Source organism: Corallococcus sp. AB038B, from assembly GCF_003668955.1.
Lineage (GTDB): Bacteria > Myxococcota > Myxococcia > Myxococcales > Myxococcaceae > Corallococcus > Corallococcus exiguus.
On sequence record NZ_RAWO01000001.1, the window covers coordinates 894,814 to 910,152 of the forward strand.

The window sequence follows — 15,339 nt, forward strand, 5'->3', positions numbered from 1 at the left end:
GGCGCGCCGGAGGGCTCGAAAAGCCGAGCAGGACTCGAAAACTTGAGGGGCGGATCCTGTTCGCGGAGGACGACGTCCGCGTGGAGGTTTCACGGCTGCGTGAGCACCTGCGTCCCGGTGGCGCGCTCTACCTCTTTCAATACAACCCGCCAGGCAGCCGAAGCGTTTGCCGGATGTCAGACCGAGTGGATAGCGTGCAGCTCATGCCGGACATCCGCCTGCCTGCCGAAGCGAAGTACAAGAACGAGCTGGACGCCCTCGCCGCGCATGACGACAAGCCCCGCCCACCGGGTTGGGCGCTGTCGCCTCGCGCCGTCGAGACGTACATCCTGGGCAGTCCCAAGCCCGTGGGGGGCGTGGCCATCACGCCCAAGTACGTGGGCGACAAGGGGCTCATCCAGGTGTGCATCGCCACGCTCGCGTCGGACCGCGCGCTGATGCTGGTGGGCGAGCCGGGCACCGCGAAGAGCTGGCTGTCGGAGCACCTCTCCGCGGCCGTCAGCGGCACGTCCGCGCTCGTCGTCCAGGGCACGGCGGGGACCAGCGAGGACCACATCAAGTACTCGTGGAACTACGCGCTGCTGCTCGCGCAGGGGCCCACGCCCGAAGCGCTGGTGCCGTCGCCCATCCTGCGCGCCATGCGCACGGGCAAGTTCGCCCGCTTTGAAGAGGTGACGCGCACGTCGCCGGAGATTCAAGACTCGCTCATCTCCATCCTGTCGGAGAAGCAGGTGTCGGTGCCGGAGCTGGGGGAGATCACGAGCGCGCAGCGCGGCTTCAACCTCATCGCCACCGCGAACACGCGCGACCGTGGCGTCAACGAGATGAGCGCCGCGCTCAAGCGCCGCTTCAACTTCGTCACCGTGCCGGTGGTGGAGGACCTGGAGCAGGAGATTCAAATCGTCACCAAGCGCGAGGCGGAGCTGCGCACGGACTACCAGGTGGGCGTGCCGCCGCCGGAGGAGCTGTCGCGCGTGCTGCTGACGCTCTTCCACGAGCTGCGCAAGGGCGTGACGAAGGACGGCAAGACGAAGGTGCGCACGCCGGGCGCGGTGCTGTCCACGGCGGAGGCCATCAGCGTGCTGTTCAACAGCTCCATCCTGGCGCAGCAGTTCGGCTCCGGGACGGTGACGTCGCAGGAGCTGGCGGCGTCGCTGGTGGGCGCGGTGGTGAAGGAGCAGGAGGACGACGTGAAGGCGCTGCGCGAGTACATGGAGACGGTGGCCAAGAGCCGCACGGGCCCGTGGAAGGAGCTCTACACCGCGAGCAAGAAGCTCTTGAGGGGCTGATGGACCTGGCACTGCTCTCCCGGGTGCAGCACTTCCCGGTCCGTCACCACTCGCCGCGCACCACCGCGGTGCTCCTGAAGTGGCTGGAGCGCGTGAAGCCCTCGGTCGTCCTGGTGGAGGGGCCCTGCGACGCGACGGCGCTGGTGGACGTGCTGTGCGACGCGCAGACCCGGCCGCCCGTGGCCATCCTGGGCTACCGCACGGACGGCACCCCGTCCTCGTCGCTGTGGCCCTTCGCGGCGTACTCGCCGGAGTACCAGGCGCTGAAGTGGGCCCGGGCGAACGGCGCGCGGGCGGAGTTCATCGACATCCCGGTGGGCGTCAGCCTCGCGGTGGACCGCCATGTGCCCGGGCCAGGCGTGGAGACGGAGGCCCCGGAGGGCAGCGAGCCCGTTTCCGATGAAGCCATTCCGCTCACGGAGGCGTTCGCGCGCTCGCAGGGGTTCCGCTCCTTCGAGGAGTTCTGGGAGGCGTCCTTCGAGGCGCCGGACTGGAGCCCGGAGCAGTTCCGGCCGGTGCTCACCGCCTGGGCGGACGTGGTCAACGCGGGGCCCCGGCAGGCCTACCACCGTCAGCGCGACGCCTTCATGGCGCGCAAGGTGCTGGAGGTGGTGGCGGGCGGCGTAGCGCCGGAGAAGGTGGCGGTGGTGGCCGGCGCGGCGCACACCGCGGCGTTCCTCGCGGGGGACGTGGATCCGAAGGAAGAGGCGAATCTGCCCGCGGCCGGGCCGTGCGCGGTGACGGTGATTCCGTACAGCTTCCCGCGCCTGGCGGAGCAGCTGGGATACGGCGCGGGCAACCGGGCGCCGCATTTCTACCAGAAGGCCCACGAGGCGAACTGCGACTTCCGGCGGGCCACGCTGGAGGTGCTGCTGGACTTCGCGTCGCACCTGCGGATGCGCGGCTTCTCCGCGTCGCTGTCGGACGTGCTGGAGGCGTACCGGCTGGCGGTGACGCTGTCGGACCTGCGCGAGAAGAGCGCCCCGGGCCTGGACGAGCTGCGCGAGGCCACCGTGGCTACGCTGTGTCGCGGCGACGCGACGCACGTGGACAGCTTCCTGTGGAAGAGCGTCATCGGCCACGAAGTGGGGCAGGTGGCGAGCCGCATCGGGCAGAACTCGCTCCAGGCGGAGTTCTGGCGCGAGGTGGGCGAGCGGCGGCTGCCGCGCACGGACAGTCCGGAGACGTTCACGCTGCGGCTCAACAACCCGGTGGAGGTGGGCTCCTCCGTGTTCCTCCACCGGCTGCGCGTGGCGGGCATCCCGTACGCGTCGCTGTCCGGCACGGGGTCGTCGCGCAAGCAGGGCGCGGAAGCAGAGGCCGGCGGCTACGCGGCGCTCACGCGCGTGCGCGAGGCCTGGCAGGCGCAGTGGACGCCGTCCACGGATGTGGCGCTGGTGGAGAAGATTGTGTTGGGCGACTCGCTGGAGGGCGTGACGACGCGCGTGCTCCAGGAGCGGCTGACGCAGGCGAAGACGACGGCCGCGGCGGCGGACGTGCTCCTGGAGTCCGTCATCACCGGCTGCTCCCAGACGGTGGCGCAGGCGCTCAAGGCCTGTGACGCGCTCGCGGCCACGGACGCGGACCTGCCGTCGCTGGCGAGCGCGGCGCGTGCGCTGTCGGGGTTGATGGCCTACGGCACCTCGCGCGCGCACTCGGACGTGGGTGACGAGGCGGTGGCGGCCCTGGGGGAGAAGACCTTCGGCCGGGCGCTCCTTCGCGTGCGCGAGGCCAGCGCCTGCGCTCCAGAAGGCGTGCCCCCGGTGCTGGAGGCGCTGCGCACGCTGCACGAGGTGGCGCTGTCCCAGCCCCGCGCGGACAAAGAGGGCTGGCTCGCGGAGGCTCGCGGGTTGATGGGGAGCCACGCGGTGCACCCGTCGACGTCGGGCCTGGCCACGGGCCTGTTGTACCTGGCTCGCGAGCTGCCGGAGGCGGACGTGGCGCTGGAGGTGGGCCGGCGGCTGTCGGCGGCGGTGGAGCCTGCTGACGCGGCGGCTTACCTGGAGGGCTTCCTCCAGGTGAACGCGCTGGTGCTGGTGAAGAGCCGCGACGTGGTGAAGGCGCTGGATGACTTCCTCACCAGCGTGGAGCCGGAGCGCTTCCGGCAGACGCTGCCGGTGCTGCGCCGGGCGCTGGGCGCGCTGGGGGCCACGGAGCGCCGCTACCTGATGGAGAACGTGATGGGCGTGCGCCAGCTGAAGGACAAGGGTCGCGCGGTGAAGGCGGTGCTGGAGGAGAAGGACAAGGCGACGCTGAAGGACCTGAGCGCGGACCTGGGCAAGGCGCTCGACGACCTGGATGACCTGCTATGAGCGTGGACCCCAAGGACCTGGACCCGAAGGACCGCGACGCGCTCTTGCGCTGGCGGCTGGCGCTGGGCCCGGAGGCGGAGAAGACGGGCTCGTGCCCCTCCTTGAGCGCGCTGGGCGCCGGGGCGGGCACGGTGGACCTGACGGGCGACGACCTGGAGGGCCTGGATGACGCGCTCTCCTTCGTCTACGGCGAGCGCTCGGCCGGGCGGGGCGGTTCGAAGCCGTACCTGCCCAAGTGGCTGGGCGCGCTGCGCGACTTCTTCCAGGACGACGTCATCGCGCTGGTGCAGAAGGACGCCATCGAGAAGAAGGGGCTCACCCAGCTGCTCTTCGAGCCGGAGACGCTGCCCTTCCTGGACAAGAACCTGGAGCTGGTGACGACGCTGGTGAGCGCCCGGGGGCTCATCCCGGAGCAGGCCAAGGATACCGCGCGCGCCATCATCCGCGAGGTGGTGGAGGACCTGCGCAAGAAGCTGGAGTCCCCGCTGCGCACGGCGGTGATGGGGGCGCTCAGGCGGGACAGGACGAGTCCCATCCCCATCGCGCGCAACATCGACTGGCGCCGCACCATCCGCTCCAACCTGAAGGGCTGGGACGCGGAGCGAAAGCGGCTCATCCCGGAGCGCTTCTACTTCTGGCCCAACCAGCGCCGTCACCACGAGTGGGACGTGACGCTGGTGGTGGACCAGTCCGGCTCCATGGCGGAGAGCGTGGTGTACAGCTCCGTGATGGCGGCCATCTTCGCGTCGCTGGACGTGCTGAAGACCAGCCTGGTGCTGTTCGACACGGAGATCGTCGACATGACGCCCGTGCTGGCGGACCCGGTGGAGGTGCTTTTCTCAGCGCAGCTGGGCGGCGGCACGGACATCAACCGGGCGGTGGCGTACGCGCAGGAGCACTACGTGCGCCGGCCGGAGAAGACGCTCTTCATCCTCATCACCGACCTGTACGAGGGAGGCAACGCCGAGGAGCTGGTGGCCCGCTTGAGGCAGTTGGTGGACTCACGCTCCAAGGTGCTGTGCCTGCTGGCGCTGTCGGACAGCGGGCGGCCGTCCTATGACCACGCGATGGCGGAGCAGCTCACCGCGCTGGGGATTCCGTGCTTCGGGTGCACGCCCCGCAAGCTGGTGGATGTTGTGGAGCGGGTGATGCGCAACCAGGACCTGGCGCCGCTGCTCGCGTCCAACGACAAGAAGGGGGAACGTCATGGCTGAGGTACGGCCCGTCATTGGCATGGGCGGAATGACGGAGATCATCAGCGACAAGGCGGAGCTGCAGAAGGGCTCGGAGCTGTTCGACGGCAAGCAGCTCACCAACCTGTCGCGCTTCGAGAACCGGCTCTTCGCGGACGCGGCGGGCTCCGGGGCGACGCCGTACAAGGTGACGCTGGTGTTCGGCGAGGCGCGCTTGGACGTGAAGGGGCGGTGCTCGTGCATGGCGGCGCGCTCGCGCCCCTTCTGCAAGCACGCGGCGGCGCTGCTGGTGGCGTGGGCCCGGGCCCCGCAGGCCTTCGTGACGGCGGAGGCGGCTCCGGCCGCGCCGGCGGGCTCCGGTGGTGCGAAGAAGAGCGTGAAGAAGGGCAAGGCCGAAACGGGCGACCTGATGAAGGCGGGCGTGGGGCAGGTGTCCACGCTGGTGCGCGAGCTGGGTCTGTCGGGCGTGGCGTCGCTGGGCGCGGACCGGCCGGAGCAGGTGCGCTCGCTGGGTGAAGCGCTCCGGGCCAACGGCCTGCGGCGGCTGTCCGCGCGAGCGGTGGAGCTGGCGGGCCTGTTGGACGCGGCGGCGGCTCGCACGGGGACCTTCGAGGCGCCGGTGTACGCGGACCTGGTGGCGGACATGCTGCTCACCGCGCGCAAGGTGGAGAAGCACCTGGGCGGCGATGCGCTGGAGCCCCGCCACGTCGAGGAGCTCATCGGCAAGACGTGGACGAAGAAGGACCGCGCGCCCGTCGAAGGGCTGAAGCTGGTGGAGTACGCGTTCTCCTCCAAGGTGACGCCGGACCGGTTCATGGTCCGTGAGAGCCGCTTCGTGGACCTGGTGTCGGGCGGGCACTACAGCGAGAAGCAGATCCTCCCCGCGAACCTCAAGACGGTGGCGCCGAAGAACAGCCACGCGGGCGCCGTGCTTCAGGGTGCGCACGGCGGGCAGTACCCGGGCTTCGCGCCGCACCGGCTGGACCTGGAGTCTTGGAAGGACGCGCCATCGGTGGACCGGGCGGCGCTGGAGCGGCTGGTGGAGGTGGCGCTGCCGGACGTGGGCGCGGTGATGACGGCCTTCCAGGAGCACCGCAAGGACGTGTTCGCGCCGGACCTGCTGCCAGTGTCCGTGCGGGTGGAGACGCTGCTCGCCAGCGGGACCCGCTCGCAGTTCGTGGATGGCACGGGACGCGGCCTCTTCCTTCCCGTGGACCCGTCGCTGGAGGAGCCGCTGTCCACCGCGCTGGAGGACGCGAAGCTCGTGGCGGTGCTGGGCGATGTGGGCCTGGAGGCGGCGCTGCCCACGCTGTTCCCCTCGGCCGTGGTGGTGCGGACGCCGGAAGGGCTGGACCTGCGCACGCTGGGACGCGCGGAGGACGCGCCCGTGTCGCCCCGCCGTCGCGGTCGCGTGCGGGCCCCCGCCGCGCCGAACGCGCTGCCTCGCAGCGGCTGGGCGGACGCGGCTCGGGCGGCGGGTGCGTCACGGGCGGCCATCGCGCTGGCGGAGGTGCGCGATGAGCTGGCGGACGCGTTCGCCAGCGGCCTGTCGGCGGTGAGCCCTCGCACGGTGGAGCCACTGGTGTCCCGGCTGAAGGAGCTGGGGCTGGAGAAGCCGGGCGCGCTGCTGGAGGCGCTGGCGCAGCGAGCGGACCCGGCGGAGCGGCTGGACGACTTCATCAAGGTGTACCAGGTGCTGGGCATCGCGCTGGTGCGGCTGTCGGGCGCGGTGCAGGTGGACCTGTCCCAGCTGGAGTCCGTGCCCACGCACCCGAGCATCCACGTGCAGAAACCGGAGGAGGTGCTGACCCCGGGCGAGGCCATGGTGCGCCGGGCTCGCGGGGAGCTGACGCGCTACGAGGCGGCGGCGCACGCGGCGCGCTACTACGCGAGCCTGGGCGCGGACGTCCTGGCGCGGCAGTTCTACCCGACGTGGAGCGACGGCGCGGCGAGCGCCTTCGTGGCGCGGACGGTGGCGGCGCTGGGCGAGAACGCGCTGGGCTCCGTGCGCAGCGCGCTCGGTGAGCACCACAGCCGCATGGTGCGCCGCACCGCCCTCCGCGTGCTGGGCGCGATGGGTGGAGTGCAGGCGCGGCGCGAATTGGACGCGGTGACGCGCAAGGGCCATGACATGGGCCTGCGCCTGTTCGCGAAGGAGACGCTGGAGGACGTGCAGGCCCGTGAGGCGGGTGAGGCGGCGGTGGTGGAGCTGTCTCGGCGCCGCAAGGAGAAGGCGGTGCCGCTGATGCAGGCGGCGCTGTCCGAGACGACGAAGGACGCGCGCGGGGCGGCCGTGGCCATGCTGGCGGACCTGGGCACGGTGGCCATGCCCGTGCTGCGCCAGGTGCTGCACGGGGACCCGGCGCGCGAGGTGCGCCGCGAGGCGGCGGAGGCGCTGGCCCGGATGGGGGACGCGGAGGTTCTCGACCGGTTCATCCTGATGGTGCAGGGCCGAGGCCACGACGACGTGGAGGCGAAGCACGCCGTGTACGCGCTGGGCATGCTGGGCGACGTGCGTGGCGCGGAGGCCCTGCTGCTGGCGTTCGTGGACGGGTGGAAGCCCGGCGTTGTCGCAGAGGCCATGCGCTCACTGGGGCTGGCCCTGCTGCAGCCCGCGCTGGACCTGGCCGAGCGGCGCCCGGAGGAGTTGGAGCGGAAGGCGTTCCGGAGCGTCTTCGAGAACTTCCAGCCCACCGACCTGGCCCGGGCGCTGGAGGCCCGTCTCAAGGCGTCCCTTGAACACCCGGACCTGCTGGCTCGCGCGGCCGTGTACCTGAAGGTGGCGGCGTCGAGTACGGCGGTGGGCAAGCACATCGCCCAGCGCCTCATGGAGGTGCCCGCGCTGGCCGCGGACAAGGCCCTGGCCAAGGCGGCGAAGAAGCTGCTGTGAGGCTCCGCTCGCCAGCTTCGAGGTGAGGTCGATGCGGGTGGGGGAGGCCGGTACGGGGAACGGCCTCCCAGCGCGTCCCGGTCCGACGCGGAGGCATTGCGTGGCGTCCCGAATCCGGACAGCCTCCGCGCGGCATGACGGAACCTGCTCCTCCTCCCGCGCCTCCACCGCGCCGCGACGACACGATGGGCGAGTTCGACCTGCCGTTCCTCGAGCGGTTGTCGCTCCAGATGCAGGGCATCGTCATCGCGGTCGTGCTGCGCGTCACCGACCTGCTGCTGCTCCTCCTCCGCCCCCGGCTCCTGAAGCCGTACTTCGGGTTGTGGTGGCAGCGCATCCTGTGGACGCCCTTCCGTTGGCGACGCACCTTCGAGATGGCGCGGGCGCTCCAGGCCACGGGCCAGTCGTTCCGCGAGTTGATGTACGGCGAGACGCCGTTGGTGACGGCGCTGTGGTTCCTCAAGAGGGCGGGCGTGGGGCGCGGCAGCCGGGTGGTGGACCTGGGCGCGGGGCGCGGACGCGTGCTGCTCGCCGCGCGCTGGTGGGGGGCGGGGGCGCATGGCGTGGAGCTCATCGCGGACCACGTGGCGCGCGTGTCGCCGTGGCTTCAGCCGGTGGGCATCACGCTCACCGTGGGCGACATGACCCGCGAGCCCCTGGGGGACGCGACCCACATCTTCTGCAACTGGGTGGCGTTCAGCCCGGAGACGAAGGACCGGCTCGTCACCCACCTGCGCACCTGCGCCCCTGGCACGCGCATCATCACCGTCACCCGTCCCATCGAGGCGGAGGGCTTCAGTGGCCACTCCTCCCATTGGATGCTGTTCACCTGGGGGCTCGAGAAGGTCTGGCTTCAGCAATACCTTCCGGGTCCCACCGCATCACCCTGACACGGGAAGGTCGGATGAGACTCCGAGCCTCCCTGGCGTTACTCGTGATTAACTGGGAAAGACGGGCGGCGGCATTCCTGTCGTGAGAGGTGATGGCGATGACCGAGTCGAGGAACATGGAGCCTGACGTGACCCGCGAGAAGCTTCTTCGGGCGGCCGCGGACCTCATCCTGGCTCAGGGGCTTCAGGCCGTGACGCTCGATGCCATCGCAGGGCGGGCCGGCGTCCCAAAGGAAGACCTGCTGCAGCATTTCCAGACCAAGCCCATTCTGCTCGATGCGCTGTTCGACGACGTGACCCAGCGCTTCGCCGGGGCGGTCGCCGCCGAGATGGCGAAGGATCCGGACGCCAAAGGCAGGGGAACGCGCGCGTATCTCCGGGTGACGGTCGCCGCTCCCTCCGATGACGGCGAGGCCCACGTCATGCGCTCGCTCATCGGGCTCATGCTCTTCGACCCGGAGGTCCGGGAGCTCTGGAGCTCCATCTGGGACGAGGCGCGGGAGGAGCAACTCAGCCCCCAGGAGCAAGAGTCGCCGGAGCTCACGCTCTGCCGTCTGGCGATCGACGGGTTGTGGATGTCGGACATGCTCGAGCACCGCACGGTCTCAAGCCAGACGCGAGCGGCGGTCATCCGCCGAATCGAAGAGCTCACGCGCAAATAGCCTGGCTGCCCGCGAGGCTCCGTGACGGTGGCTCACCCAGCCGGAGGGCCACCACGGTACTGCTGGGGTTCACGCATGCCCCCTGAGCAAGAGCCGGATGTGATGCGAGGGCCCGTGATGAGGTGGTGCCGGTGCGTCAGCGCGTCAGGTGCTTCAGCGTGAGGTAGACGAACTCCGCGCCGGGCTGGAGTGACGTCACCGGGACGCGCTCGTTGGGGGCGTGCGCGGTGCGCGCGTCGTCCGGAGTGAGGGCGAAGAGGTCGATGCCGTAGGCATGAATCCCCGCGCGGCGCAGCGTGGCGGACTCGGTGGTGCCCGTGGACATGCGAGGAATCACCGGCGCCTTCGGCCACACCTTCGCCGCGGCGGCCTTCACCGCGCGGAACATGGCGTTGTCCCCCACGGGTGACATGGGCGAGTCCGGCGGCGACACGTCCATCTCCACCTGGATGTCCTTGTCATTCACCGCGGCGACGATGCGCTCGCGCACGTCCTTCGGATCCGCGTCCGGCAGCAGGCGGCAGTTCACGGTGGCCTCTGCGGTGGCGGGGATGACGTTGGACTTCGTGCCTGCCTTGAACACCGTGGGCACGCAGGTGGTGCGCAGCACTGCGCCCAGCGCGGGGTCCAACCGGGCCACGGTCGTCACTGCGTCCTCGGGCGGCGCGTCTGGCGATGCGGCGATGCGGCGCAACGCTTCGCCCAGCTCGCCGGGAGTCGCCTGTGCTCGGCCCTGCACGTGGAGCCTCGCGGCGGGCGTCAGGTGCGCGGGGAAGGTGAGGGCGCCCACGCGAGCCACCGCCGCGGCCACCCGCACCAGGGGCCCCGCGTCCACGGGCGGCGCGGAGGAGTGACCTCCGGGGCCGGTGGCCTTGAGCGTCACGTTGCGGGACACGCGCTCAGCGGTCTGGAGCGCCACGAAGCGCACCTCCTTGCGGTCCGGTGACAGCTCCGTGAGGCCGCCCTCGTTGAGCGCGAACTCCGCCTCCTTCAGCTCCGGGCGGTGCTCCATCATCCAGTCCAGTCCCTGTCCGGAGCCCACCTCTTCATCCGCGCCCAGGTACAGCAGGATGTCTCGCGAGCGTGTGCCGCCCTCCTGCTTCAGCCGGCGCAGCGCGAGGATGCTCGCCGCCGCCATGCCCTTGTTGTCCTGCACGCCGCGTCCGTAAAGCAGGCCGTCCTTCTCCGTGAGCGCCCACGGGTCGGTGAGCCACTCGGTCTTCACTGCGGGCACCGTGTCCAGGTGCGCGAGCACGAGCACCGGCCGGCCCTTGCCGCTGCCCTTCAATCTCACCAGCAGGTTGCCGCGACCGGGCGAGGGCTCGATGAGCTCCGATTCGATGCCGGCTTCGCGCAGCCACTTCGCCGCCACCTGGGCCGCGGCCGTCTCGTTGCCGGGCGGATTGGAGGTGTCCGCGGCGATGAGCTCCGCGAGCAGCGTCCGCAGTTCGTCCTTCGGCGCGGGACGGGATGACGCGGCGTGGCTTGGACCCAGCGCGAACAAGGCGATGACGAGGGGCAGGAGACGCATGAGGGAGAGGCTCGCGCCTTCCGGCCTGGGAAGGCAACGGAAGCGGTGTTTGCAAGGAGTGCCGTGTTAAGGGAAGGGCCCTGGAGGGATTCCGCCATGGCCTCGCCGTTGAGCTTTCGCACCGTGGAACTGCCGCTGCGTCACGCCTGGACCATCGCCCGGGGCACGAGCACGGTGAAGCGCAACGTGTTCGTGGAGGTGCGCTCGGAAGGCCACGTGGGGTACGGCGAGGCCGCGCCGAACGTGCGCTACGGCGAGTCGTGGGAGACGGTGGAGGCGGCGCTCCACAAGTTGGCCCCCGTGCTGGAGGGACGCGACCTGCGCCACTTCCGCGACGTGTCCGAGGCCGTGGACGCGGCGCTGCCGGACAACCCCGCGGCGAAGGCGGCGGTGGACCTGGCGCTGCATGACTGGGCGGGCAAGGTGATGGGCGTGCCGCTGTACCGGATGCTGGGCGTGGACCCCTCGCGGCAGCCGGTGACGTCCATGTCCATTGGCATCGACGTGCCGGAGACGCTGGCCGTGAAGGTGCGCGAGGCGGCGGACTTCCCGGTGCTGAAGGTGAAGCTGGGCGCGGACCGCGTGCAGGAGGTGTTCGGCACGGTGCGCGCGCTCACGGGGCAGACCATCCGCGTGGACGCGAACGAGGCGTGGAAGCCGGACGAGGCGCTGGCGCACATCCAGTGGTTGTCCACGCAGGGCGTGGAGCTGGTGGAGCAGCCGCTGCCCGCGGCGGACGTGGAGGGCGCGAAGTGGCTGCGCGCGCGCTCGCCGCTGCCGCTGGTGGCGGACGAGTCGCTGACGAAGGCGTCGGACGTGCCGAAGCTGGCCGAGGGCTTCCACGGCATCAACGTGAAGCTCCAGAAGAGCGGCGGCATCCGCGAGGCATTGCGCATCATCGAGACGGCGCGAGCGTGCGGCTTGAAGGTGATGCTGGGCTGCATGGTGGAGACGGGGCTGGGCATCGCGGCGGGCGCGCACCTGGCGCCGCTGGTGGACTGGGTGGACCTGGACGGCAACCTGCTGCTCGCGGAGGATCCGTACCGCGCGCATCCGGTGGTGCAGGGTCGCATCCAACTGGGAGCGGGCGCGGGCCTGGGCGTGGAGCCCCGGTGACGCCACCGCTCATCCAGGACCCGATGGCGGTGCTCGCCGTGCTGCTCGCGGTGCTGGCGGGGTTGTATGCGTTGCAGCGCTACCCGGCGGTGGAGCGGTTCTTCAACGTCGTGCCGCTGCTGGTGTTCGCGTACTTCGTGCCGACGCTGCTGTCGAACACGGGCGTCATCCCCACGCAGTCGGAGCTGTACCGTTTCACGCGCGTGTACCTGCTGCCCGCGAGCCTGGTGTTGCTGGTGCTGTCGGTGGACCTGCCCGCCATCGCGCGGCTGGGGCGCAACGCGGTGGGCGTGTTCCTGGCGGGCTCGCTGGGCATCATGGTGGGCGGGCCGCTCGCGTATCTGGCGTTGGGGTGGCTGGTGCCGGCGGAGCTGGGGGACCAGGCGTGGAAGGGATTGGCGGCGCTCAGCGGGTCGTGGATTGGCGGCAGCGCGAACTTCGTGGCGATTGGCCAGAGCGTGGGCGCGCTGGACAGCACGTTGAGCATGCTGGTGGTGGTGGACGTGGGCGTGTCCAACGTGTGGACGGCGGTGCTGTTGTCCTTCGCCGGGCGCGAGAAGGCGATGGACGCGAGCATCGGCGCCGACCGGACCGCGCTGGACCACGTGCGAGAGGAGTCCGCGCGCATTCAAGCGGCGTCCGCTCGGCCCGCGAGTTTGTCCGACCTGCTGTCGATGCTGGCGGTGGCGTTCGGCGTGACGGTGGCGTGCACGGCGCTGGCGAAGTTGCTGCCGGACCTGGGCAACGTGGTGACGGGCTTCACGTGGGTGGTGCTGCTGGTGACGACGGTGGGCGTGGTGCTGTCGTTCACGCCGGTGCGCAGGCTGGAGGGCGCGGGGGCGAGCCGGATGGGCTCGCTGTTCCTGTACCTGCTGGTGGCGACCATTGGCGCGCAGGCGGAGTTCCGGCGGCTGTGGGACGCGCCCGCGCTGGTGGCCGTGGGGGCGCTGTGGATGTGCATCCACGCGGCGGTGACGATGGGCACGCGCCGGTGGCTGAAGGCGCCGGTGTTCTTCGCGGCGGTGGGGTCGCAGGCGAACGTGGGCGGTACGGCTTCCGCGTCGGTGGTGGCGGCGGCGTTCCATCCCGCGCTCGCGCCGGTGGGCGTGCTGCTCGCGGTGCTGGGGTATGTGCTGGGGACGTACTGCGGGCTGGTGACGGCGCTGATGCTGGAGCAGGTGCACCGGCTGATTCACTGAAGGGAGTCGTGGATGCGGACGGTGCTGCTCTGGGCAGGGCTCCTGGCGGTGGGTGGTTGCGCGACGAAGCCGGAGGTAGGCGCTCCCCCACGTGAGTCCCTGAAGGCGGTGGTGGAGTCGCTGGCGGGCGAGGCCACGCGCCTGTCACCCGGGTCGGACCTGTCGCTCGCGGTGATGGACCTGCGCACGGGGGAGGTGGCGAGCGTCTCCGGCCTGGAGCCCCACATCTCCGCCAGCTCCGCGAAGGTGTTCTGGGTGGCGGCGGCGTTGGGACAGCGGGACCTGGCGACGGTGGCGCCGCTCGCGGAGAAGGTGTTCCGCACGTCGGACAACGAGGCGTCCGGCGAGGTGATTGACCTGGTGGGTGGCCCGGATGCCATCAATGTCTATCTTCGCGGCCTGGGTTTGGAGCACACGGCGCTGACGAAGTGGAACTACGGCCGGGAGCGCTGGGCGACGAACTCTCCGCGCGTGATGGGGCGGGACAACTACTTCTGCGCGGACGACACGGTGTCGTTCCTGGCGCGGTTGGAGCGGCGGGAGTTGTTGGAGCCGGAGCCCACGGCGCGGCTGCTGAAGTGGATGGAACTGACGCCTCGGGACGGCTGCGGCGGCTGGCTGGGAACGCGCCTGCCCGCGAGCGCCCGCGCGTCGCTCCAGCACAAGGGCGGGTGGCTGCCGCCGGGATGCTGTGGAGATGACGCGCGCTACAACGTGCTCAACGAGGTGGGGCTGGTGACGTTGCCGGACGGAGGACGGTACGCGGTGGCCATCCTGGCTTCGCGAGGACCGGACTGGCCGAAGCAGGCGTTCTTCGTGGAGCGCGCGTCGTGTGTCCTGTACCGGCACCTGGCGAAGGACGCGGCGCTGGATTGTGGGGAGGCCGTGGCTCGGGCAGGCGGCCCGGTACCCATCGTGTTGGAGCCCGGGGCGCCCGCGCCGAACTACGACTGCGAATGAGAAGGTGAGAAACTCGCGGGGCCTCCCCGACGGAGGCGGACCGCGAAAACCTGTCCGACAGTCGGACAAGTTTTGCCAGTTCGGGCGGGAGGGGGCGGACGATACGCTTCGTGTCTGGCATGGACCGTGAAAGCAGGACTGATGATTCTGTCTTGCGCGGGGCGCCAAGATGAAGCCAGGCCGTTAATGCTGTCCGACGTGAGTCACGGGAGGTGTGGCCATGATGGATCCGCAGGCGTGGCGCAGGTTCGCGGAGCGGCTCGGGGTGGAGCATTCGATCATCCAGGCTCCGATGGCGGGCGGCCTGACTCCGCCGGAATTGGTCGCGGCGGTGTCGGAGGCAGGAGGCCTGGGCTCATTGGGAGCCGCGTACGTTCAGCCGGAGGACATCGTCCAGCAGGCCCGCGCGGTGCGCTCACTCACCTCACGGCCCTACGCCATCAACCTCTTTGCTCCACAGCCCGCGGTGGCTCTCGCCGACCCGGGGCCCACGCTCGCCATCATCGAGCGTTTCCATGCGGCACTGGGTTTGCCTCCTCCCGTGATTCCGGCGGTCGCGATGCCGGACTTCGCGAAGCAGGTGGAAGCCGTGCTCGATGCGGCGCCCACGGTGTTCAGCTTCACCTTCGGTATTCCGCCCGCGCCAGTGCTGGAGGCGTTCCGGTCGCGCGGCATCCTTGTCGTGGGCACGGCGACGAACGTGCGCGAGGCCCAGGCCCTGGAGGCCGCGAGCGTGGATGCGATTGTCGCGCAGGGCTCGGAGGCGGGAGGCCACCGGGGCTCCTTCGGCGGTTCGTTCGATGCGGGCATGGTGGGCACGATGGCGCTCGTGCCGCAGATGGTGGACGCCGTGCGGGTGCCGGTCATCGCCAGCGGCGGCATCATGGACGGACGCGGCATCGCGGCGGCCCGGATGCTGGGCGCGGCGGCCGTGCAGTTGGGCACGGCGTTCCTGCGGTGCCAGGAGTCCAGCGCGGCGGCGGCCCACAAGTCACTGTTGCGCGAGGCCCGGGATGAATCGTCTCGCATCACCCGCGCCTTCTCCGGCCGCCCGGCCCGCGCGATTCCCAACGAGCTGACGACCACGCTGGAGGAGGCCGGCGCCATCCTGCCGTTCCCGCAGCAGCACGGAGCCACGCGCACGCTGCGAGCCGCGTCGTCGAAGCAGAACGACACGCGCTTCATGGCCCTGTGGGCGGGGCAGGGCATTGGCCTCTCGCGAGAGGGCCCCGCGGCGGACCTGGTGCGCGCCCTGGTGGCGGAGACCGACGCCGCGCTGGCCGCCGTGCGCGGCTGA

The 15,339-nt window shown here is 70.9% G+C and carries 11 protein-coding genes; 10 read left to right on the top strand and 1 reads right to left on the bottom strand.

Annotation, left to right across the window (positions count from 1 at the left end; genetic code table 11):
* Nucleotides 1-203: 203 nt before the first annotated feature.
* The 6 genes from D7Y04_RS03840 to D7Y04_RS03865 all read left to right on the top strand — a co-directional run bounded on the left by D7Y04_RS03840 (nucleotide 204) and on the right by D7Y04_RS03865 (nucleotide 9,236).
* A complete protein-coding gene (locus tag D7Y04_RS03840; RefSeq protein WP_120576491.1) occupies nucleotides 204-1,289 on the top strand; it encodes an AAA family ATPase in 1,086 nt (361 codons plus the stop codon).
* Nucleotides 1,289-3,601, top strand: a complete 2,313-nt coding sequence (locus D7Y04_RS03845; protein ID WP_121758344.1) for a DUF5682 family protein — start codon at nucleotides 1,289-1,291, stop codon at nucleotides 3,599-3,601. Before D7Y04_RS03840 ends, D7Y04_RS03845 begins: the two co-directional genes overlap by 1 nt.
* Complete coding sequence (locus D7Y04_RS03850) at nucleotides 3,598-4,815, top strand: VWA domain-containing protein (RefSeq protein WP_121758345.1); 1,218 nt, start codon at nucleotides 3,598-3,600, stop codon at nucleotides 4,813-4,815. Before D7Y04_RS03845 ends, D7Y04_RS03850 begins: the two co-directional genes overlap by 4 nt.
* Complete coding sequence (locus tag D7Y04_RS03855) at nucleotides 4,808-7,684, top strand: HEAT repeat domain-containing protein (RefSeq protein ID WP_121758346.1); 2,877 nt, start codon at nucleotides 4,808-4,810, stop codon at nucleotides 7,682-7,684. The genes D7Y04_RS03850 and D7Y04_RS03855 overlap by 8 nt, the downstream gene beginning before the upstream one ends.
* Before the next feature lie 134 nt (nucleotides 7,685-7,818).
* The gene (locus D7Y04_RS03860) at nucleotides 7,819-8,574 is read left to right on the top strand and encodes a class I SAM-dependent methyltransferase (protein ID WP_368666412.1); all 756 of its coding nucleotides are present in this window, start codon (nucleotides 7,819-7,821) and stop codon (nucleotides 8,572-8,574) included.
* A gap of 128 nt (nucleotides 8,575-8,702) precedes the next feature.
* Nucleotides 8,703-9,236, top strand: coding sequence for a TetR/AcrR family transcriptional regulator (locus D7Y04_RS03865; RefSeq protein ID WP_158627446.1), 534 nt, complete (start codon nucleotides 8,703-8,705; stop codon nucleotides 9,234-9,236).
* 136 nt (nucleotides 9,237-9,372) lie between these two features.
* On the opposite strand, the gene D7Y04_RS03870 is transcribed toward D7Y04_RS03865, so the two are convergent.
* Nucleotides 9,373-10,767 carry a M20/M25/M40 family metallo-hydrolase gene (locus D7Y04_RS03870; RefSeq protein WP_121758349.1) on the bottom strand — a complete coding sequence of 465 codons (1,395 nt, stop codon included), beginning with the start codon at nucleotides 10,765-10,767 and terminating at the stop codon, nucleotides 9,373-9,375.
* Between the two features lie 96 nt (nucleotides 10,768-10,863).
* Here D7Y04_RS03870 and D7Y04_RS03875 point away from each other — a divergent pair, with 96 nt between their 5' ends.
* From D7Y04_RS03875 to D7Y04_RS03890, 4 genes are all read left to right on the top strand, one after another.
* Nucleotides 10,864-11,883, top strand: coding sequence for a dipeptide epimerase (locus tag D7Y04_RS03875; RefSeq protein ID WP_120593187.1), 1,020 nt, complete (start codon nucleotides 10,864-10,866; stop codon nucleotides 11,881-11,883).
* A complete protein-coding gene (locus D7Y04_RS03880) occupies nucleotides 11,880-13,082 on the top strand; it encodes a DUF819 domain-containing protein (RefSeq protein ID WP_233601261.1) in 1,203 nt (400 codons plus the stop codon). The genes D7Y04_RS03875 and D7Y04_RS03880 overlap by 4 nt, the downstream gene beginning before the upstream one ends.
* Nucleotides 13,083-13,094: 12 nt before the next feature.
* A complete protein-coding gene (locus D7Y04_RS03885; protein WP_121758350.1) occupies nucleotides 13,095-14,042 on the top strand; it encodes a serine hydrolase in 948 nt (315 codons plus the stop codon).
* Nucleotides 14,043-14,262: 220 nt separating this feature from the next.
* Nucleotides 14,263-15,339 carry a nitronate monooxygenase family protein gene (locus tag D7Y04_RS03890; RefSeq protein WP_121758351.1) on the top strand — a complete coding sequence of 359 codons (1,077 nt, stop codon included), beginning with the start codon at nucleotides 14,263-14,265 and terminating at the stop codon, nucleotides 15,337-15,339.